Here is a 21,348-nt window from a genome sequence, read left to right as displayed (position 1 = left end):
GCATAGCAACAGTAAAAGCCATCTCCACTTATGCGGAATAACAAAGTAAAAAGAGGTTACTACAATAAAAAAAAATACAAAATGGAATGAGTTGAAGAGCATTTAACCACTAATATTTTCTAAATATAGCAATTACCGAAAATAAAATGATTTAAGTCTTAATTTTATTAATTTAAAGTAGCTGTTTGCAGCGGGATGAAATATCATTTATTTCAAAAAAATAATTTAAGTAATGCGTTTTTCATTAATTGCAGATACCCATTTGTCTTTACCGCATCTATCGCAAACGTGTTCTGTTGTATCATTTGTAGCCTCTTGAATGTTTCCACAGAATTTACAAGCATATTGAAATCCATTTTTAAAACTGTTTGATGTTTTATTGAAAGCATGAGGTAATATAGGTAAACCCATTTTAATGTTTTTTTCATCATAAAAGAAAATACTTATTTGCCCATTGGTTTCTAAAATAGCCAAATCAACTTGTCCTAAATGAGTGATATTTTTTAACCTTAGTTCTGTAAAAAATTCATCTTGTGCTAAGGCTTCTTTCGAAAAATTATCAATCGAAAATTCTCCATCTTCAATTAAATAAATAGGTTTACCTTCTAGCCAAGTTTCGATTTTTTTTGATCTTGAAATTAAAAAAGTAGTACCTCTGTATAAAAGTAAAATGATTATAAAAACGCAAATTGCAGGTATTAAGCCAACATCTTGATAAAATAATGGGTCTCCAGCAGCAGAACCTAATGTTAGAATAATAACCAACTCAAAAACTGAAAGCTGTTTTACCCCTCTGCGTCCTGCCAGCTTTAAAACAAGCATTGCAACCAAGTACATCACCACACACCTAAACAATACTTCTAAAAGAAAACTGTAAGGTAAATCATTCATTAAAAGTCTATTCCATTCAAAAATTTCTTTCATTTGGTTTTTTATCAACCTAATCAATTATCAAACCACAATTTGGTATAAATTATATTCGTGATTAGTTAAATATTTTTTCTTATTTGTATAGTATTGAAACATTTTTCAAAGAATAACTATGAAACAAATAACCATCCTTATTTTGTGTTTATCTGTCTTTACATTATCAGCTAAACCACAAAATGATTCATTAACTATCAATAATTTTAAAAACTGGCAAACCAAAAGAATTACAAAAGGAGTAAAATCAAAAACCATTCATTTTAATGATTGCAATTTTTTTAAAGCAAAACAGCACATCAGTATAATAGAGGTTTCGCCAAAATCAAATTCAAAATTCGATTTAGCTTATCAACCCAGCGAGTTATTAATTTTAGATACTATTGCCAAAAGAAAACAAGCTTTAGCAGCTATAAACGGCACCTTTTTCGATATTAAAAATGGAGGATCTGTTGATTATATAGAATCTAATGATACGGTTATTAACCAGAGTAGGTTAGGTAAAAATAATGTTAGGGCTGAGCATCAAAAAGGAGCAATATTATTTAATAATTATAAGTTAAGTATAGCCCAGTGGGACAAAACAGAAAATTGGGAACAAAAATTTGAAGCTACAGATGTAATGGTTACTGGGCCGGTCTTAATAATTAACCAAGAAAATGTTGTGATAGCAAATGACGCTTTTAATTTAGCAAGAGCACCTAGGAGTGCAATAGGAATAAAGGAGGACGGCACTGTGCTGATGGTAGCTATAGACGGTAGAATGATAGAGGCAGAAGGCGTAACAATTATAGAGCTTCAGCAAATAATGAAATGGTTAGGATGTAGCAATGCTATAAATTTAGATGGAGGTGGTTCTACTACTTTGTATGTGAAACATAAAAAAAACGGGCAAATTATTAATCACCCGTCTGATAATAAGATATTTGACAACGCAGGCCAAAGAAAAGTAGCTAATGCTATTTTATTGATAAAATAATTTTAGCTGTTGCTAGTTGGAATACCTTTCTCTCCAAACTCGTGGTAAATAGTACGAGATGGAAAGGCAAAATCAGCTCCGTTATTAAGCACAATTTCCATCACTTTAAAGTTTATTTCTTGCTTAATTTTCATATAAATATTGTAGTCAACTATTTCTATATAGTATAATACTTGAATGTTTAAAGATGATTCTCCGAAGCTATCGAAGGTAACTAATGTATCCATACTGGTCTCGTGATGCTTGTCTATATAAGCTTGAATATCATCACATATTTTTTTAATTGTACTGGCGGGGGTACCATATACAACACCAACATTAAATTTCACTCTTCTTAAATTTCTAAGCGTTAGGTTTTCTAACGGACTATCAATCATTGATTTGTTTGGGATAATCACCAAGGTTTTATCTAACGTACGCACTACTGTACTTCTAAAACCCACTTTTTCTACAACTGCATCATAACCAGCTACATGTACCAAATCTCCTACAACAAATGGTTTATCAGCAAAAATAGTAAAAGAGCCTAAAAGATTTTGTAAAGTGTCTTGGGCTGCGAGTGCAATAGCTAAACCACCAATACCTAAACCAGCAATAATTGTAGCAACATTCATATCAAACACAGCGCCCATCACTACAAAAACACCAAAAATAATCATCAAAATTTTACTCAATTCCCTCATAAAAGGAACCAATTGATCGTCAGTTTTCGATTCTGTTAAACTTGCTCTGTAGGCAAAAATATGCGATACAAAATCTACTAAGCGTAATAAAATTTTAAAGGTAGATATGATAATTAGCAGTAGAAATATTTTATCTAAAACCTCAATAATTGTTACAGTATAAGCCGCCTTGTTTATAACACGCTTAAAAACCACAACATCTAAAGGGTAAGTTAGTTGGTTAATTGCAACGTATATTAAAACAATAGTAATTAGAAATTCAATGGGTTTAAGTAGTAGCTCTAAAAATTTATCAACCTTAATTTCACTAGAATGCTTTTTGAAAAATGAAAATATTAATTTGCTTAGATACTTAGAAATTAATTTCTTTAAAATAAGCCCTATAATTAAGATGCAAAAAAAAAGCACATAACTTTTTAATGTATTGCCAAATACTATTTGGTTTAAAAAAGATAAATCCATATCCAATAATTTTATTGTTGCTAAAATGGTATTAAACAAAAAAACCTCCCGAAATAAATCGGAAGGCTCATTTTATATTTTTCGTAATTAAACTCTTCTAGTTTTAATACGAGCTGCTTTACCAGTAAGCTCACGTATGTAGTAGATTTTAGCTCTACGTACTTTACCGTGACTGTTAACTTCTACTTTATCAATATTAGGAGAATTTACAGGGAAAATACGCTCAACGCCAATACCGTTAGACATTTTACGTACAGTGAAAGTTTCAGTAGAGTTTGTACTGTTTCTTTGAATTACTACACCTTGGTAAACCTGAATACGTTCTTTGTTTCCCTCGCGAATTTTATAGTGAACACTTACTGTATCTCCAGCCTTAAATGCAGGGAAAGTTGTTCTTACTATGGCCTGCTCTTCTACAAATTTTACTAAATCCATGATTTTTTGCGATTTAAACGATAAAAAAAATTATTATCGCCCCCTAAATTTCGGAGTGCAATATTAGGTATTATTTTTTATAATTAAAAGTGAATTTTAAAAATTAAGCTTAATTATTTTTTTCTTTATTAAAAAAGGAGATTAATAAACCTTATTACCAATTGATTAGTTAAAGATCGCATTTAAAATTTACACTTTGTCTTTCTTTAAATCATCTCTGTCTTTCGAAATTTTCTTTAACAAAGCAATTTCTTGCGCCATTGCTTTGTTTTGTAAATGTAACTTAGAAGAAACCACGCTTAGGTGAAGCAGGTAAATTAAAATAACAAAAATACAGGCTGTAAAAACCAAATTTGCAGGCACAAAAACTCCAAATAAATCTGCCAAAATGTATAAACCATCTTTCCAAAAAGAAAACACTACCAACATTAAAGTAGATGCGCACCAAACAATAGCATATTCTTCTCTTAGTTTTCCTCTGATAATCAGTTTAGATATGTAAACTAAAAACAATATACTTACCACTAAAGTTATTACTTGAATTCTTATCATGCCTTATTGGATTTTACGTATAAAAGTGAAAAACATTGCCAAAGTAACCTTAAAACAGTAGTAAACAGATGCGGTGCTATTTATAGAAGATTCGCCAGCCATTCTTGCTGCCATAATTACAGGAGTTTCGTGAATTTTTAAACCAGCTTTTGCAAAAAGTACCAGTGTTTCTGGCTCTGGGTACTCATCTGGGTAATTTTTTACCGTTAAAGCAATTGCTTTTTTATCAAACAACCTAAAGCCCGATGTGCTATCGTAAATACTTTTCCCGGTAAATATTTTGTTAAGTATGTGGAAATAATTGATGCCAATTCGTCTGATAAAGGAAGATTGAAAACCGGTTTTTTCTATAAATCTAGAGCCAATTATCAAATTTGCAGCGGTTGTTTCACTGGCATTTAATAGTTTAATAAGCTCTTGTGGTGGGTGTTGCCCATCACCATCCATTTGTACTGCAAAATCAAAATTGTTTGCATAGGCAAATTTTAAACCACTTTGTACGGCACCACCAATTCCTAAATTAATAGGTAAATCAATTAAATGGATGTTAAATGGCGCTACTTTTTCAAGTGTTTTATCTTTAGAGCAATCATTAACTACAGCAATTTCTAAATGCCATTTTGGACTTAAATTTAATGCTTGTAATTGCTTAAGTAATGCTTCAATAGAATCTTCTTCATTATAACAAGGTATAATTACAAGTAATTTTTTCACCATTTATTTTTTTAAACAAGCAATAATAAAAAATGCTGTTGTTAAAAACTTAAAAAGATTTTAACATTATTCTAATAAATCTGGCCGTCTTTCTTGGGTTCTTTTCAAAGCCTCATCATGTCGCCAGTTTTCAATTTTGGTTTGGTCTCCGCTAAGTAAAATAGCAGGTACTTTATGTCCATTCCAATCTGCCGGGCGTGAGTAAACAGGAGCGTCTAATAACTCACCTTGAAAAGAGTCTGATAAAGCTGAAGTTTCATCATTTAAAACACCAGGAATTAAACGCACAACTGCATCAACTACAATCGCTGCGGGCAATTCTCCGCCCGATAAAACATAATCTCCAACAGATATTTCTCTGGTTACAAAAATATCTCGGATACGTTGGTCAATACCTTTATAATGCCCACACAAAATCATGATATTTTTTTTGCTAGAAAGTTCATTTGCAGCGCTTTGGTTTAGCGTAACACCGTCCGGAGTCATGAAAATAATTTCATCATAATCTCGCTCAGCTTTTAGTTTTTCAATACATTTAGCAAAAGGCTCAATTTGCATTACCATACCACTACCACCACCGTAAGGATAATCGTCAACACTTTTTTGCTTGTTGTGTGCGTATTCCCTTAAATTATGGACAATAATTTCTGCTTTACCTTTATTTTGCGCTCTTTGTAAAATAGAATGCGCAAACGGACTTTCTAATAAGCCTGGTAAAACTGTAATAATATCAAAACGCATCATTTTTTTAAATTAAGAATATTATTTTGGGCGTTCGAGCGGGCTTTACGCTATAATCCGCCAGCTGGCGGAGCTGCCGCTTCAATCCCTAACGCACTTTGCAAAAGGACTAAAAAATCCTATAATTCCCTCTAGCTCTGTGTTCTCCGAGTCCTCCGTGTTTAAAAAAACATTTACTTTGTACTCTTTGTGAAAACCTCCGTGTTCTTTGTGGTTAAAAGGAAAATTTATTTAAATTAAACAATCAAAAAACTATCCTTCCAAATACAACTCCAACAACCCTTCAGGCAAATCAAATTTAACCAGTTTTTTGTCCATATCAATCTCTAAAATAAAAGCTTCATTTAACGGAATTAAAACTTCTGTTTCTTTGTAATTCACAGTAGCTAAAAATTGTTGTGGGTATTCTCTAACTTCTAATATCTCTCCCAAATTACCTTTTTGCAAATCCTCGGCGTTAAAGCCAATTAAATCTGTAAATAAAAACTCTCCTTTTTTACGTTTGGGTTTTAGCCTGTTCAGTAGGTAAATTTTCTTTTTAGTAATGTGGTTGGCTTTGTCAATATGGTCAATATCTTCAAAATTAAAATAACCTACCATTGGCATAGGTATTTTATAATTTTCTACAAAAAAAGGGATCAACTTATTGTTAATTTCAATAAAAACTGATTTAATTTTAAGTTTTTCTGGCTCATCAAATGTAAATGCCACTTGCACTTCGCCTTTTAAACCTCTGGTTTTACTAATGTATCCTATTTCAAAGCAATCTTCTATTTTCATTCTTTGTGTTTGCTTAGTTTTTACTAAACATTTATTTTGCGAAGATATAGATTTTTTAAATGATGCTTGAAACTGTTATGAATGGAATTGGTACAAAATTTATTAGCTTTAAAATTATATAAACAAGCAATAATTTAGGAGTTTAAGAAATTAGGTTTTGAGAGCGGCTAATAATATGTTCTAAATTAAAACATAAAACAAGGTAAATATGAATACAAATCCAAAAGTTGACGAATTTTTTGATAAGCTTAGCCAATGGAAGCCAGAATTGGAGAAACTAAGAGCCATTGTTTTAGATTGCCAATTAATAGAAGAGTTAAAATGGGGACAACCTTGTTATACATCTAATAATACCAATGTTATTATTCTGGCAAATTTTAAAGCGCATTGTGCCATTAGTTTTTTAAAAGGTGTACTTTTAAATGATGCAGACCAAATTTTAATTTCTCCGGGAGAAAATTCTCAATCTGTAAGGTTTGTTAAATTTACCAGTATAAAAGAAATATTAAAATTAGAACCTGTTCTAAAAGCTTACCTATATGAAGCCATTGAAATAGAAAAACTAGGTTTAAAGATTGAAAAGAAAAAACCTGCTGAACTAGTATTGGTAAAAGAATTTCAAGAGTACTTAAACGCAAATGCTAAATTGAAAATCGCTTTTGAAGCACTAACGCCAGGAAGGCAAAGAGCCTACAATATGTTTTTTGAGTCGGCCAAACAAGTTAAAACCCGACATACAAGAATTAACAAATACATTACTCAAATTTTAAACGGACAAGGAATAAATGGTTGCACTTGCGGAATGTCAAAAAAACTTCCTTATTGCGATGGTTCGCATAAGTTTGTAGTATAAATACTTAATCATTAAAGCTAAATGTTTTTAATCTTTAAAATCTTTCTTACGTTTCAAAAACTCAGCATAAGATTTTTTAATGTAATTCATGTCATCATAATAGTTCCAATATTGCACATCAGCAGGTTTTGGGCGGTATAAATACATAAACTCTACTATGTCTTTATCTGGTATATCAATAGCTTTTTTAATTACAATGGTATTAAAATGCCTATCAACATTGCTTTCTGCATTTTCTCTTTGTATGTAATTCCCAAATCTTTGGGCATTATTGGCATCTTTACCAATAAGTTCATTTAACGCCGTTAACGGACTAAATATATAGGCTAAAATAGGAGGGTTACCATTGTAAAAAACGCCTTTACTTCTAAAACCGTCTAAAATTTCTTGTTGTTGTGCTTTTTTACTTTGTTCTTTTACTACAACTTCTTGCAATGCAATTGCCTTAGTTAAATAAATAATTAGGTTTTGTTTAACCAAAATTGCTTTACTTACATCATCAAAATTAGGTTTAGAAAAAAGTAAAGTATCGCCAATATTTGTTGCAATTTCAAAATTCCCCCATTCATCTGTAGTGGTATATTGTTTTGTTGCTTTATTAGTTACAACAGCATTTTCAATCCTGTTCGATTTACCTTTTTCAAAAACTAATCCTTTTACAACTACTTGTTGGGCAAAACTCAATAGATTAAAAGCTATAAAGCAAAATATAAGTAAGGCAGTTTTGTACGTCATATTATATCCCTAAAGATGATTAAAAATACTTAACTATCTAAAATTTTAGGCTATTTTAACATTTAATCTCCCTACAATTATTATGCACTAATTTATATGCCTATAAATTTTATCTTTGCAGATGATTAAATCTATGACTGGTTACGGTGCCAGCGTTACCGATTTGGCTAACGGAAAATATACCGTAGAAATAAAATCACTAAACAGCAAGTTTTTAGAACTTAACATAAAACTGCCTAAAGCTTTTTCCGATAAAGAGTTTTTTTTAAGAAACGAGTGCAGCAAGCTATTAGAACGTGGTAAAGTAATGTTAAGCATAAGTGCCGATGTTACCGATGCAGGCTCAAAAGCAGCAACAATTAATAAAGATTTATTAAAGCATTATTATACAGAATTAAAAGATGTAGCAACCCTTTTAGGCGATGATACTAAAGATTTAATGCCATTAGCCTTAAACCTTCCAGAAGTAGTAAAATTTGATGAAAATTCTGTTTCTGAGGAAGAGTGGAAATTGATGATTCAAACTTTTTATAAGGCAGAAGCTAATTTTCAGCAATTTAGAAAAGATGAAGGTGCAGTGCTTGAGCAAGATTTGAGCAACAGAATTACTAGTATTCTTAATTTTATGAATTTGGTGGTACACGAAGAGCCAAATCGTATCCCTGCTATTAAAGAAAAACTAAACAATATGCTTGCTGACGCTGTGGGTAAAGAAAATATTGACCAAAACAGGCTAGAGCAAGAGTTAATTTATTATATAGATAAATTAGATATTACCGAAGAAAAAGTACGCCTAAAAAGCCATTGCGATTATTTTTTAGAAACATTGAAAGATAAAGATGCTAATGGTAAAAAATTAGGTTTTATATCGCAAGAAATTGGTAGAGAAATTAATACCATGGGTTCTAAAGCCAATGATGCAAACTTACAACGCTATGTTGTAGGCATGAAAGAAGAATTAGAGAAAATAAAAGAACAATTGTTAAACGTTTTGTAAATAAGCTAAAAGCAATAAGCTAAAAGCTAAAAGCTTTCGGCATTTTGCTTTAGGCTTTCAGCTTAAGAAAGAATGCAAGGTAAACTCATTATATTTTCTGCGCCATCTGGTGCCGGAAAAACAACTATAGTACAACATTTATTAAAAACATTTCCTGATAAAATTGCTTTCTCTATTTCTGCCACCACTCGTGAGGCTAGGGGAGAAGAGCAACATGAAAGGGACTATTACTTTATTGGCAAAGAAGAGTTTTTACATAAGGTAGCAAAACACGAATTTGTAGAGTTTGAAGAAGTTTATTCTGGCACTTTTTATGGCACTTTAAAAAGTGAAATACAGCGCATTTGGGATAGTGGGAAAACAGTAATTTTTGATTTAGATGTAGAAGGTGGTTTACGTTTAAAAAAGAAATATGAAGAAAACGCTTTGGCTATTTTTGTACAGCCACCGTCTTTAGAAGTTTTAATTGAAAGATTAAAAGGCCGGGGTACCGAAACAGAATTTAAAGTTAAAGAACGGATTAATAAGGCCGCAAAAGAACTGGCTTACGCACCAAAGTTTGATGTTATTTTGAAAAATTACGATTTAGAAACAGCCTGTAAAGAAGCCGAACAATTGCTCTTAAACTTATTAAATAGTTAGTAAATTGCTTAACCAAATTTATGGTTATAAATCAAAAATATTAATGCATAAAAAATTATACAAGCACCTCTTATTAGTTGTTTTATGCCTTGGGTTTAACTCCTTATGCTACGGACAAAGTATTGCAGATAGCCTAATTAATCGTATTAATGGTACAGACACTACAGAAGCTAACAAAGCAAACGTTGTTGTTGATAGTACATATAATACTTTAATTAATCGAATTGATTTTTACACAACATCATTTAATGATATTACCAAAGTATTAAATGATGGGTTTGATACTTTAGATATAAGCGAAGGTTTACCCTTAATTGAAGAAAGATTAGAACAAGCCAATAAGTATAAACTCCTCACTTATCGCTCAATAAATACTTCACAAGATTATTTTGCTACCGCACAAAAACAACTCACTAAATGGGATGAAAGGCTGAGTTTATACAACGGTTCTCTAATTAAAATGAGAGAATTGATAACTGGTTTAACCACCGATTCTACTTTTCAAAAATTTCCGGAAGACAGCGTATTGAGAGAACGCTTTTTTATCCGACTAAATGCTTTAGGCGGCAAATGGCAAAAAATAGATTCCATAAGTAACAAAGCCGCGTTAGAAATTAGTTTTTTACAAACCCGAATTTCGGTTGCACAGGCTAAAGTTGATGATTTTAATGAGGAGGTGATTTTAAGTTTAAAACGCTTAAATGAAAAAACTTTCACCAAAGAGTACGATTATTTGTGGGATGTTAACTTTGATTCCTTTTTCAGTGATTTGATCAAGGGCATTAAAACAACAATAAGAATTAATTCTCGAGTATTAACTAGTTACATTATTTACAGTTACAAAGTTCACATTATTAATCTATTACTTTTTGTACTGTTAGCCGTTTGGCTCAATAAAAACCGGAACATACTTTTAAAAGCCTATGATAAAGATAACCCTGCTTTTGAGCATGCAAATTTAGTCTCAAAATATCCTACTATTGCGGCATTAGCCGTAACCTGCACTTTAGGGCCGTTTTTTTATTATCATCCGCCAATCATTCTCAATCAAATTTATTTAATCGTTCTGATGATTTGCGTAGGTGCTTTGATGCCCGGAGTTTATCCAAAATGGGCTATTAAATATTGGTTTTTATTTTTAGTATTCGTGGTACTATTTAGTTTCGGAAACCTTTATTTTCAGGTTTTTAGTAGCGAACGAATTGTATATTTTGGAGTAACAATTTTAGTTATTCTAGCTTCTTTACGGCTATTTAAAAAGTACTTTAAATTAGTTCCGGTACGCTATAAATCTTGGGCATTAATAATTGCCTACTCTTATTTTGCTTTATTAGCTACTGCATTTTTAGGAAATATTTTTGGTAGATACAACGTGGCGAAAATAGCAGGAACAACTGGTTTATTCACCCTAGTAGAAACCATCTGTTTAATATTATGCGTTAAAATAATAACCGAAGGTATTTTTCTGCAAATGGAAGTGGGGAAAATACATATCAACAGAATATCTTCCTACCTCGATTTTAAAAATCTTAAAAACCGTATTGGGAAATTGCTTCGTGTAATTTCAGTGTTTTTAATGTTAATTTACTTTACACAAAACCTTAACGTTTTTGATTCCATTTATACACAAATCAAAGATTTTTTAGTACTTAAAAGAGAAATTGGTAATAATACCTACACCTTTCTAGGCTTTTTCCTCTTTATATTTATCATTTACATTTCTACGGTAATATCAAAAGTCATTAGCTACTTTCTCGAATTTGCCGATCAACATGCTGAAAGTACATCGCGTAGAGCAAAATATAGCTCATCTATTTTATTAGTTCGTTTATCAATTTGGATTATAGGTTTCTTAATCGGTATTGCCGCATCGGGCATTCCATTAGATAAATTAACAATCATTTTAGGTGCATTGGGTGTTGGTATCGGTTTTGGTTTGCAAAATATTGTGAACAATGTGGTGTCTGGTATTGTAATGGTATTTGAAAAACCAATACAAGTTGGCGATTTAATTCAAGTAGAGAACGAAACCGGTACAGTAAGGTCCATGGGTATTAGAGCGAGTAAAATTTTAACGTTGGAGGGGTCTGAAGTTATTATTCCTAACGGAGATTTATTATCGAAAAACTTAATAAACTGGACACTTAGCAACACAAACAAAAGAGTTACTTTAGAAGTTGGGGTGGCTTATGGTACCGATATTGATAAGGTAAAAGAAATATTTCAGAACATTATTGATGCTAACGAGAAAATCATAAAAGTACCCGCACCGGCAATTATTTTAGATAGTTTTGGAGATAATTCTGTAAATTTTAAAGTTTTTTGTTGGGTATCTGACATAGATAATTGGCTTAGAATAAAAAGTATGTTAATGAGTAGTGTTTTTGAAGAATTTTATAAGCAAGATATCAAAATTCCGTTTCCACAACGAGATTTACACATTCATTTTAGTGAAGAAGAGCAATTAAAAAAAATAATTTCTAAACCAGACAAAGAGGAATGAAAATAGGATTGTTTTTTGGCTCTTTTAACCCAATTCATACTGGGCATTTAATTATCGCTAATTATATGGCAAATCATACCGAATTGGATAAAGTTTGGTTAGTGGTTTCGCCTCATAATCCTCTAAAAGAAAAAAAAGATCTAATACAAGTTTACGATAGGCTTGAAATGGCAAAATTAGCTACTGAGGAAGCTGATAATATTATAGTGAGTGATATTGAGCTTAAACTACCGCAACCTTCCTATACTATTGATACGCTAACGCATTTAAAAGCATTATATCCTGACCATGATTTTGTATTGATTATGGGTGCAGATAATTTAAAATCATTGAAAAAGTGGAAGAACTACGAGATTATTTTAAGGGATTACAGCATTTACGTTTATCCACGTCCAGGTTATGATGAGGCCGAATTAGCAAGTCACCCGTCGGTAACTGTTACTAATACTCCATTAATGGAGATTTCTTCAACTTTTATTAGGAGAGCAATTTCTAATGATAAAAGTGTGAGGTACTTTTTGCCGGATAAGGTAATTGAGTTTATTGATAGTAAGGGGTTGTATAAGTGATAATTTTTGCTTTCAAACACTACTGTTTGGAGGAAGGAAAGCTGCTTAAAGTTAATTGAAACATTAAAAATGGAGTATTTATCTACTAAAAAAATCTAACCCAATCCTGTCAATATGTTCTAATAACTTATTGTTACTTATTTTTTTATAGATAGAAACATCGAATTTGTAGGGGAGGAGTAAATCGTCCAATTCAAATTCTATAGATTGCAGTAGCGTTAAATCAATACCATCGCCAATTAAAGTTAAATCAATATCTGAGGCAGGTTTATAATTCCCTTTTGCCCTAGAACCATAAAGAATCACTTTTTCAACTTCTGGGTAATGAAAAAACACATCTTTAATTCTATTAATATCAGAAACATCTAATCCGGTATTTTTCATTTTATGTTAAATATTCTAAAGCTCGCTTCTTTTTTTTTCCATGTTTTTTTGGAAGATTAAAAATTCGGTATAATATTCATTTAAAATTTTTAAATAGATCTCTTCTGCCGTTTCCTCGTTGTAAGTATGTGAGGTTTTATTTCTACTTCCAATCATATCCATCCATATTTTTCCATTATGAATTAGTTGAAGTTCAAAAGCTTCTCTGGTAGCATCCCTACTTCCTCCTACAGTTGTATTACCTTGATAAACGGAGTAATCTTTCATCACATTCCAAGCTAGTTCATGCGTGTATTCAAAACGCTGTATCAATCCCTCTTTAATCATTTCATCTAAAACAAAACCTGTTTGTCCACCATCAATTGGTTTATCTTCATTTAAAAAATTAGATTCTATGTAGGTAATTGCTTGGCTTAACTTATCTAAAGCTTTTACAAAATTAGAGTACCGTTGTTCCCATCTAATATCTTGTTCCATTTTAACTTCTATTTTTATTAATTGTAAAGTTAAGTTTTCAAAATTGTTATTTATAATATAGACAGTTTACATCACTCACATTTTGTTAACGTAAGCTTATATGATTAAAATTGCTTAAAAACAAAAAAGCCTCGTACTTTATAAAAATACAAGGCTTTTTTAATATAAATCTATTTTATCTTAAGAACATCCCATAGAAGTTCCACAATTTAAACATTTGTAACAAGTACCAGAACGGATAGTTGTATGTCCGCAGCTGCTACAAGCAGGAGCGTCTGATTGTGCACCCATTGATAAATCAAATGATTGACCTTTTACTGTTGCTTTTGCAGTTGTAGCGGTTTCTTTAACTGGCGCTGGAGTGTAAATGTTTGTAGCATCAGTATTCACATCGCTATCTTGCATTGTTGGGTTGTCAGTAATAACATTTTGTTCTGTAATTACATGTACCAAATCTGTACGGTTTAGGTAATCGTAACCTAACATTCTAAAAATATAATCTATAATAGAAGTTGCAGATTTGATGTTTGCATGACCTGCAACCATTCCTGCTGGCTCAAAACGAGTGAAAGTAAATTTCTCTACATATTCTTCTAAAGGCACACCGTACTGTAAACCAACTGATACTGCAATTGCAAAACAGTTCATTAACGAACGGAATGTTGCACCTTCTTTGTGCATATCCACAAAAATTTCTCCTAAAGTACCATCTCCGTATTCTCCTGTTCTAACAAAAACAGTTTGTCCGTCAATGCTTGCTTTTTGAGTGTAACCTCTGCGTTTAGCTGGCATTACTTTCTTTTGTACTACTCTAGAAAGCTGACGCATAAAGCTTGTATCTTCTGAACGTTGTAAAATGGCGTTTGCTGCTTCTAAAACTTGTTCTGGTGTTAAATCACTTAATTTTAAATTTGCTGCTTCGCCTAAAACTTCTTCAACGCTATCTAATTTGTCTTCTTTAGTGTCAGATTTTGTAGATAAAGGTTGAGATAATTTACAACCATCACGGTAAAGTGCATTTGCTTTTAAACCTAAGCTCCAAGATAACTCGTAGCTTTCTTTAATTTCTTCAACTTTAGCTTCGTTTGGTAAGTTAATCGTTTTAGAAATTGCTCCAGAAAGGAAAGGTTGTGCTGCCGACATCATTTTAATGTGACCATGAGCATGGATATATCTCACTCCTTTTGCTCCGTTTTTGTTTGCACAATCAAATATTGGGTAATGCTCTTCTTTTAAGAAAGGCGCACCTTCAATGGTCATTGTTCCGCAAATAAATTCATTTGCTTCTGCAATTTGTGTACGAGAGAAACCTAATGATTTTAAGACATTAAAGTCTGGCGCATTGTATTGTTCGGCTTTAAAGCCTAAACGTTTTAAACAATCTTCGCCTAAAGTCCATACGTTAAAAGCGAAACCAATTTCAAAAGCAGAAACAATTGCTTTATCTAATTTTTCTAAATCAGCTTCAGTAAAACCTTTAGCTCTTAAGCTATCAGGATTAACATGAGGTGCATTTTTAATGGTAGCAGAACCTTTTGCGTAATTAACAATGGTTTCAATTTCATCCTCGTTATACTTTAAATTTCTTAAAGCCGCAGGTACTGCTTGGTTAATGATTTTGAAGTAACCACCACCACTTAATTTCTTGAATTTCACTAAGGCAAAATCAGGCTCAATACCAGTTGTATCGCAATCCATTACCAAACCAATAGTGCCGGTTGGTGCAATTACAGTGGTTTGTGCGTTACGGTAACCGTATTTTTCGCCCATTTCTACTGCTTTATCCCAAGCATTACAAGCTGCTGATAATAAATAATCAGGGCACATTTTTTGGTCAATTCCTGGAGGCGCTATTTCTAAACCTTCGTAATTATCTGTTGCGTTGTAAGCTGCATAACGGTGGTTACGCATTACTCTCAACATGTTATCTTTATTATCGTTGTAACGTTTAAAAGTACCTAACTCTCTTGCCATTTCAGCAGAGGTAGCGTAAGAAGTACCCGTCATAATTGCAGTAATTGCACCACCAATTGCTCTAGCTTTATCGCTATCGTAAGGAATACCAGCAACCATTAACATAGAACCTAAGTTGGCATAACCCAAACCTAATGTTCTGTAATCGTAAGATAGTTGTGCAACTTCTTTAGATGGGAATTGAGCCATCAAAACAGAAATTTCCAATACGGTTGTCCAAATACGAGAAGTATGTTCAAAACCTCTAACATCAAAAATCAAAGTTTTTAAATCGAAGAAATGACGTAAGTTAATGGAAGCTAAATTACAAGCTGTATTATCTAAGAACATGTACTCGCTACATGGGTTAGAAGCATTAATTCTTCCACCTGCAGGGCATGTATGCCATTCGTTTATAGTAGTGTCATATTGTACTCCAGGATCTGCACAAGCCCAAGCAGCAAAAGCGATATCATCCCAAAGTTTATTGGCATCAATGCTTTTCATTCTGCGGCCATCAGATCTAGCTGTTAAATCCCAAGTTTTACCTTCTTCTAATGCTTTAAAGAAAGTATTTGGAATACGTACCGAGTTGTTTGAGTTTTGACCAGATACAGTTCTGTAAGCTTCACCTTCATAATCTGAGGCGTAACCCGCAGCAATTAAAGCAGCTACTTTTTTCTCTTCTTCTACTTTCCAGTTTACAAAACTTTCAATTTCTGGGTGATCTAAGTCTAAACAAACCATTTTGGCTGCTCTTCTTGTTGTACCACCAGATTTAATTGCTCCAGCTGCTCTATCTCCAATTTTTAAGAAAGACATTAAGCCAGAAGAATAACCTCCACCGCTTAATTTTTCGCTTTCGCCTCTAATTCTTGAAAAGTTTGTTCCTACACCAGAACCGTATTTGAAAATACGAGCTTCACGAACCCAAAGATCCATAATTCCACCTTCGTTTACTAAATCATCCGCAACAGATAAAATGAAACAAGCGTGTGGTTGTGGGCGCTCATAAGCAGATGTTGATTTCTCTAACTCTTCTGTTGTTGGATTCACGAAATAATGACCTTGTGGGCCACCAGTAATTCCGTAAGAAGAATGTAAACCTGTATTAAACCATTGTGGAGAGTTTGGTGCAGCTAACTGACCAACTATAGTGTAAACTAATTCGTCGTAAAAAATCTCAGCGTCTTTTGTTGTAGCAAAATAACCGTAGCGTTCGCCCCACATTTTCCAGCAATTTGCTAAACGGTGTGCAACTTGTTTAATGCTGTTTTCAGAACCTGTTGTTCCGTCTGGCTGAGGAACACCTGCTTTTCTGAAATATTTTTGAGCTAAAATATCAGTAGCAACCTGAGACCAAGTGTTTGGCACTTCAACATCATGCATTTCAAAAACTGCATCGCCAGAAGGATTTCTGATAACCGATGATCTTTTATCGTAATTAAAAAGGTCGTAAACACTTTTTCCTTCTTTGCTAAAATAACGCTCAAATTTGAGACCTTTTGCAGTTTTGTTTGTAGAAGCTTTTGCCATTACTGATTAAATTTTGTAGTTAAAGACTGAACGAGTAAAAAACTTATGGGGTTTTTCATCAAATTTAATCTCATTATATGTATAAATGAATTTCAGTTTTCCACAAGAGAAATGATAAAATTGCTTTGTGTAACATCAACACTTATATAAGCCTTATTAATAGGTAATTATAAGTGTGGAAAACTAAAAATTAGAACTTTTTTTGGTAAATTTCATCATAATTTGCACAGATGATATTCGCAATATTTTTACCTGATTTTATCTTAAAATCATTAATTTTTGTGAAACCTCTTATTGTTTAATGTAGAGTTTCTTTTACTTAAGTTTAGCTTAATATTTATAAGTAAAAACACGTTGCTATTTTCCTTTCACTTTAGAATTTACTAGACTTATTGTATAAATGTATGAGCTAAAAATATGATCATCCATTCTTGAGCGTGGAGTTGCGGACTACTAATTTTGGTTTGATATTTACAACTTTGATAAGATCTGCAACGGTGCCTTTTTTTATTTTTTGGAAGTATAGATTAGCTATACTTTTCCCAATTTCTTTACTAAACTGATCAATAGTAGTGATAGAAGGTTGGGTAATTTCTGTAAAGTCTTCATTAGAAAAACCACAAATACCCAATTGTTGAGGCACATTTATGCCTTTACTTTGCGCAACATCTAAAACACCCAATGCAGCAAAATCAGATGTGGAAGCAAATATAGCGTCTGGTGGCTCGGGTAATGCCAAAAGATTTTCAGTAGCTATTGCGCCAAGCTCGCGTGTCCAAGCGTTTTCTCTAATTAATTCTTTAATAACTGGAAAACCATTTTTTTTCAAAGCAGCTAAATATCCTGCTTTTCGCTCACGAAATATACTTAAATTTTGAGGTCCTTCTAATAGTGCAATGCGTTTATATCCTTGCTCAATCAAATGAGAAACTGCTTCAAATGCGGCTTCTTCATTGCCACTTAATACTTTATAGGTATCTAAAGTTTCATCAACCCTATCAAACTGAATAAGTTTAATATCATGTTCTGCTAAAGATTTTAGATGGCTATTATCTTCAAAATCTGCACTGGTAGATAAAATAATGCAACTTACATGTTGGTTAATCAATGTATCAATACATTTTATTTCTCTTTCAGCTGATTCGTTAGATTGGCAAATAATTAAGTTATAACCTTTTTGATACGTAACTTCTTCAATACCTGCAATAGCGTTAGCAAAAAAATTTTGGTTTATACGAGGAACAACAATTCCGATAGTTTGGTTTTCTCCCTTACGAAGGTTGGAGGCCATGCTATTTTGACGATAGTTTAATTCTTTTGCGGTTTTTAAAATTAAGGCTTTAGTAGTTTCGCTCACATTACTATTGCCACTTAGCGCTCTAGACACGGAAGATGCATTTAAATTCAGCTTTTTTGCAATATCGTAAATGGTGGTACGTTTTTGTTTTTCCATAACCTTTTACAATAATATGAAAAGATTTTAACGCAATCGATTGCTTTTACAGATTATTTATTTATTTTTGGGTTAAAGTATTACCAATTACTAAACAATAATATGCTATTACTAGGTATTGATGTAGGTACATCGTCCATAAAAGTTTCTGTTGTAGATTCAGCAACAGGTAAAAATATTGCCAGTGCAAGCTATCCAGAAAAAGAAACCGAAATTATTGCGGTAAAAAATGGTTGGGCAGAGCAGTCGCCAGAAATGTGGTGGAGCAATGTGCAACAAGCAATTTTAAAGTGTAACGCCAGCGGAAAATATGATCCAAAAAATATTGTTTCAATAGGTATTGCTTACCAAATGCATGGTTTGGTTTTGGTAGATAAAAATGGAAACAGTTTAAGAAACAGCATAATTTGGTGCGATAGCCGAGCAGTAGAAATTGGAAATAAAGCTTTCGCTGATTTAGGGGAGGACTTTTGCCTATCTCACTATTTAAATTCTCCAGGAAATTTTACAGCATCAAAATTGGCTTGGGTAAAGCAAAACGAGCCAGAGATTTATGCGAAAATTGATAAGATCATGTTGCCTGGCGATTATATCGCTTTAAAATTAACTGGCGAGGCTACTACCTCGGTATCTGCGCTTTCTGAAGGTGTTTTTTGGGATTTTGAAGCCGATAGTTTGGCTACCGAATTAATGGATTACTACGGTTTTTCTAAAGATTTAATACCAGAAATAAAACCAGTTTTTTCTACACATGGCACATTAAGTAAAGAAATTTCAGAGGTTTTGGGATTAAAAACTGGCGTTTGGGTAAGTTATAAAGCCGGCGATCAGCCAAATAATGCATTGTCTTTAAACGTAACCGAACCAGGCGAAGTAGCCGCAACCGCAGGAACATCTGGCGTTATTTATGGCGTAACTGATAAACTACTTTTTGACCAACAATCTAGGGTAAATACTTTTGCACATGTAAGCCACACCAAAACAGATAGCAGACTGGGTGTTTTACTTTGTATAAATGGAACCGGAAGTTTAAATAGATGGATTAAAAATATTGGTTCTGCAGATATGGATTATAAAACCATGAATGAACTTTCTGCAACTGTTAAAGAAGGTGCTGATGGTTTATCAGTTTTACCTTTTGGCAATGGTGCAGAGCGAATGCTGAATAATAAAATTGTTGGTGCTTCGCTACTAAATATAGACCTAAATATACATTCGCAAGCGCATATTTTTAGAGCAGTGCAAGAAGGTATTGCTTTCGCTTTCCGTTACGGTTTTGATATTTTGAAAGAAAACGGAATGCAGGCCTCAGTAATTAGAGCAGGTAAAGCAAACTTGTTTTTAAGCGATGTTTTTGCACAGAGTTTTGTGAATATTACCGGTGTACCTGTAGAATTATATGATAATGATGGCAGTCATGGTGCTGCTATTGGAGCCGGAATTGGAGCTGGAATTTTTGCTTCGGCAAGTGAGGCATTTGCAAATAGTAAAGTAATGCAATTAATTGAACCAAAAACTAACAATTTGGAAGAAGCTTATCAAAAGTGGGCGCATCTATTAAGCCAAAAGCTGTAGGCTTAGAACCGAAAGAGAAAACAAAAAGCATATTTAAAGATTTATAAAACAAATAACAATGGCAACAGAATTTTTTAAAGGAATTGAACAAATTAAGTTTGAAGGATTAGAAAGTGATAATCCCTTAGCGTTTAGATGGTATGATGCAGAACGCGTTATTGCTGGTAAAACAATGAAAGATCATTTACGTTTTGCGGGTGCTTATTGGCATTCATTTAACGGAAACGGTGCTGACCCATTTGGTGGACCAACACATATCTTTCCTTGGGATGCAAAAAGTGATGTAATTGAAAGAGCAAAAGACAAAATGGATGCGGCTTTTGAATTTTTAACAAAAATGAACTTGCCTTACTACTGTTTTCATGATGTGGATGTGGTTGATTATGGCAATGACATTGCTGAAAACGAAAGAAGATTGCAAGCGCTTACTGCTTATGCAAAACAAAAACAAGCTGATACCGGCATAAAATTATTGTGGGGAACGGCTAACTTATTCTCGCACAGCCGTTACATGAATGGCGCTTCTACCAATCCAGATTTTCACGTATTGGCACATGGTGCTGCACAAGTTAAATTTGCTTTGGATGCTACTATTGAATTAGGCGGAGAAAATTACACTTTTTGGGGTGGTAGAGAAGGTTACATGACTTTGTTAAATACCGACATGAAACGTGAGCAAGAGCATTTTGCTCAATTTTTACATGCTTCTAAAGATTACGCTCGTAAAAATGGATTTAAAGGAACTTTCTTTATTGAGCCAAAACCTTGTGAGCCATCTAAACACCAATATGATTATGATGCTGCAACTGTTTTAGGTTTCTTAGAAAAACATAATTTATCTGCTGATTTTAAATTGAATTTAGAGGTTAACCATGCTACTTTAGCTGGCCATACTTTCCAACACGAATTGCAAGTTGCTGTTGATGCCGGAATGTTAGGTTCTATAGATGCAAACCGTGGAGATTACCAAAATGGTTGGGATACTGACCAGTTTCCGAATGACATTAATGAATTAACGGAAGCTATGTTAATTATTTTAGATAGCGAAGGTATTCAAGGTGGTGGAATTAACTTTGATGCTAAAATTAGAAGAAACTCTACAGACCCGAAAGATTTATTTTACGCCCATGTTGGCGGAATGGATTTATTTGCAAGAGCTTTGGTTACTGCTGATAACATTCTTCAAAAATCTGACTACAAAAAAATCAGATCTGATAGGTATGCTTCTTTTGATAGCGGAAAAGGAGCGGAATTTGAAGCTGGTAAATTAAGTTTAGAAGATTTAAGAAATTATGCTGCTGAAAATGGTGAGCCAAAAACCATTAGCGGACAACAAGAGTTTTTAGAGAATTTAATTAACAGATATATTTAAGTTTCTTTTATTATTTTTAATAAGCAAAA

20 protein-coding genes are annotated in these 21,348 nt (G+C 32.8%); 8 read left to right on the top strand and 12 right to left on the bottom strand.

The window, feature by feature from the left end; genetic code table 11:
* Window positions 1-225 precede the first annotated feature (225 nt).
* Window positions 226-924: a DUF421 domain-containing protein gene (locus ACFSSE_RS08030; protein ID WP_379045642.1), complete on the bottom strand. Its 699-nt coding sequence runs from the start codon at window positions 922-924 to the stop codon at window positions 226-228.
* Between the two features lie 118 nt (window positions 925-1,042).
* Between ACFSSE_RS08030 and ACFSSE_RS08025 the strand changes: the two genes are divergently transcribed.
* The gene (locus ACFSSE_RS08025; RefSeq protein ID WP_379045639.1) at window positions 1,043-1,903 is read left to right on the top strand and encodes a phosphodiester glycosidase family protein; all 861 of its coding nucleotides are present in this window, start codon (window positions 1,043-1,045) and stop codon (window positions 1,901-1,903) included.
* A gap of 2 nt (window positions 1,904-1,905) precedes the next feature.
* Here ACFSSE_RS08025 and ACFSSE_RS08020 read toward each other — a convergent pair whose 3' ends face one another.
* The 6 genes from ACFSSE_RS08020 to rimM form a co-directional block, all read right to left on the bottom strand.
* The gene (locus ACFSSE_RS08020) at window positions 1,906-3,048 is read right to left on the bottom strand and encodes a mechanosensitive ion channel family protein (protein ID WP_379045636.1); all 1,143 of its coding nucleotides are present in this window, start codon (window positions 3,046-3,048) and stop codon (window positions 1,906-1,908) included.
* An 87-nt stretch (window positions 3,049-3,135) separates the two neighbouring features.
* The gene (gene rplS, locus ACFSSE_RS08015; protein WP_379045633.1) at window positions 3,136-3,483 is read right to left on the bottom strand and encodes a 50S ribosomal protein L19; all 348 of its coding nucleotides are present in this window, start codon (window positions 3,481-3,483) and stop codon (window positions 3,136-3,138) included.
* A 189-nt stretch (window positions 3,484-3,672) separates the two neighbouring features.
* Complete coding sequence (locus tag ACFSSE_RS08010) at window positions 3,673-4,035, bottom strand: DUF2304 domain-containing protein (protein WP_379045630.1); 363 nt, start codon at window positions 4,033-4,035, stop codon at window positions 3,673-3,675.
* Between the two features lie 3 nt (window positions 4,036-4,038).
* Window positions 4,039-4,752 carry a glycosyltransferase family 2 protein gene (locus ACFSSE_RS08005; RefSeq protein WP_379100845.1) on the bottom strand — a complete coding sequence of 238 codons (714 nt, stop codon included), beginning with the start codon at window positions 4,750-4,752 and terminating at the stop codon, window positions 4,039-4,041.
* A gap of 63 nt (window positions 4,753-4,815) precedes the next feature.
* Window positions 4,816-5,490, bottom strand: a complete 675-nt coding sequence (gene trmD / locus ACFSSE_RS08000; RefSeq protein WP_379045825.1) for a tRNA (guanosine(37)-N1)-methyltransferase TrmD — start codon at window positions 5,488-5,490, stop codon at window positions 4,816-4,818.
* 252 nt (window positions 5,491-5,742) lie between these two features.
* Entirely contained in the window at window positions 5,743-6,270 is a 528-nt protein-coding gene (rimM, locus tag ACFSSE_RS07995) for a ribosome maturation factor RimM (RefSeq protein WP_379045624.1), read from the bottom strand.
* Between the two features lie 208 nt (window positions 6,271-6,478).
* Between rimM and ACFSSE_RS07990 the strand changes: the two genes are divergently transcribed.
* Window positions 6,479-7,123: a DUF1801 domain-containing protein gene (locus ACFSSE_RS07990; RefSeq protein WP_379045621.1), complete on the top strand. Its 645-nt coding sequence runs from the start codon at window positions 6,479-6,481 to the stop codon at window positions 7,121-7,123.
* 27 nt (window positions 7,124-7,150) lie between these two features.
* Here the strand turns inward: ACFSSE_RS07990 and ACFSSE_RS07985 are convergent, their stop codons facing one another.
* Entirely contained in the window at window positions 7,151-7,858 is a 708-nt protein-coding gene (locus ACFSSE_RS07985; protein WP_379045618.1) for a carboxypeptidase-like regulatory domain-containing protein, read from the bottom strand.
* A 121-nt stretch (window positions 7,859-7,979) separates the two neighbouring features.
* Between ACFSSE_RS07985 and ACFSSE_RS07980 the strand changes: the two genes are divergently transcribed.
* The 4 genes from ACFSSE_RS07980 to nadD all read left to right on the top strand — a co-directional run bounded on the left by ACFSSE_RS07980 (window position 7,980) and on the right by nadD (window position 12,569).
* Window positions 7,980-8,855 (top strand): YicC/YloC family endoribonuclease, encoded by an 876-nt coding sequence (locus ACFSSE_RS07980; protein ID WP_379045615.1) that lies wholly within the window; start codon window positions 7,980-7,982, stop codon window positions 8,853-8,855.
* A gap of 72 nt (window positions 8,856-8,927) precedes the next feature.
* Entirely contained in the window at window positions 8,928-9,497 is a 570-nt protein-coding gene (gene gmk, locus ACFSSE_RS07975) for a guanylate kinase (protein ID WP_379045612.1), read from the top strand.
* A 43-nt stretch (window positions 9,498-9,540) separates the two neighbouring features.
* Window positions 9,541-12,000: a mechanosensitive ion channel family protein gene (locus ACFSSE_RS07970; protein ID WP_379045609.1), complete on the top strand. Its 2,460-nt coding sequence runs from the start codon at window positions 9,541-9,543 to the stop codon at window positions 11,998-12,000.
* Window positions 11,997-12,569: a nicotinate (nicotinamide) nucleotide adenylyltransferase gene (gene nadD, locus ACFSSE_RS07965; protein WP_379045606.1), complete on the top strand. Its 573-nt coding sequence runs from the start codon at window positions 11,997-11,999 to the stop codon at window positions 12,567-12,569. Before ACFSSE_RS07970 ends, nadD begins: the two co-directional genes overlap by 4 nt.
* A gap of 78 nt (window positions 12,570-12,647) precedes the next feature.
* Here the strand turns inward: nadD and ACFSSE_RS07960 are convergent, their stop codons facing one another.
* The 4 genes from ACFSSE_RS07960 to ACFSSE_RS07945 all read right to left on the bottom strand — a co-directional run bounded on the left by ACFSSE_RS07960 (window position 12,648) and on the right by ACFSSE_RS07945 (window position 18,372).
* Entirely contained in the window at window positions 12,648-12,953 is a 306-nt protein-coding gene (locus ACFSSE_RS07960) for a nucleotidyltransferase domain-containing protein (protein WP_379045603.1), read from the bottom strand.
* Window positions 12,954-12,968: 15 nt separating this feature from the next.
* Window positions 12,969-13,430 (bottom strand): nucleotidyltransferase substrate binding protein, encoded by a 462-nt coding sequence (locus tag ACFSSE_RS07955; protein WP_379045600.1) that lies wholly within the window; start codon window positions 13,428-13,430, stop codon window positions 12,969-12,971.
* Between the two features lie 180 nt (window positions 13,431-13,610).
* Window positions 13,611-16,919 (bottom strand): vitamin B12-dependent ribonucleotide reductase, encoded by a 3,309-nt coding sequence (locus tag ACFSSE_RS07950; RefSeq protein ID WP_379045597.1) that lies wholly within the window; start codon window positions 16,917-16,919, stop codon window positions 13,611-13,613.
* Between the two features lie 421 nt (window positions 16,920-17,340).
* Window positions 17,341-18,372: a LacI family DNA-binding transcriptional regulator gene (locus tag ACFSSE_RS07945; RefSeq protein ID WP_379045594.1), complete on the bottom strand. Its 1,032-nt coding sequence runs from the start codon at window positions 18,370-18,372 to the stop codon at window positions 17,341-17,343.
* A gap of 102 nt (window positions 18,373-18,474) precedes the next feature.
* Between ACFSSE_RS07945 and ACFSSE_RS07940 the strand changes: the two genes are divergently transcribed.
* Window positions 18,475-19,947, top strand: coding sequence for a xylulokinase (locus ACFSSE_RS07940; RefSeq protein WP_379045591.1), 1,473 nt, complete (start codon window positions 18,475-18,477; stop codon window positions 19,945-19,947).
* Between the two features lie 58 nt (window positions 19,948-20,005).
* Window positions 20,006-21,319: a xylose isomerase gene (gene xylA, locus ACFSSE_RS07935; protein WP_379045588.1), complete on the top strand. Its 1,314-nt coding sequence runs from the start codon at window positions 20,006-20,008 to the stop codon at window positions 21,317-21,319.
* Window positions 21,320-21,348: the final 29 nt, after the last annotated feature.

The sequence above is a fragment of the Pedobacter alpinus genome (assembly GCF_042684645.1).
GTDB classification, from domain to species: Bacteria; Bacteroidota; Bacteroidia; order Sphingobacteriales; family Sphingobacteriaceae; genus Pseudopedobacter; species Pseudopedobacter alpinus.
This window is presented reverse-complemented; position numbering and strand designations above follow the sequence as displayed.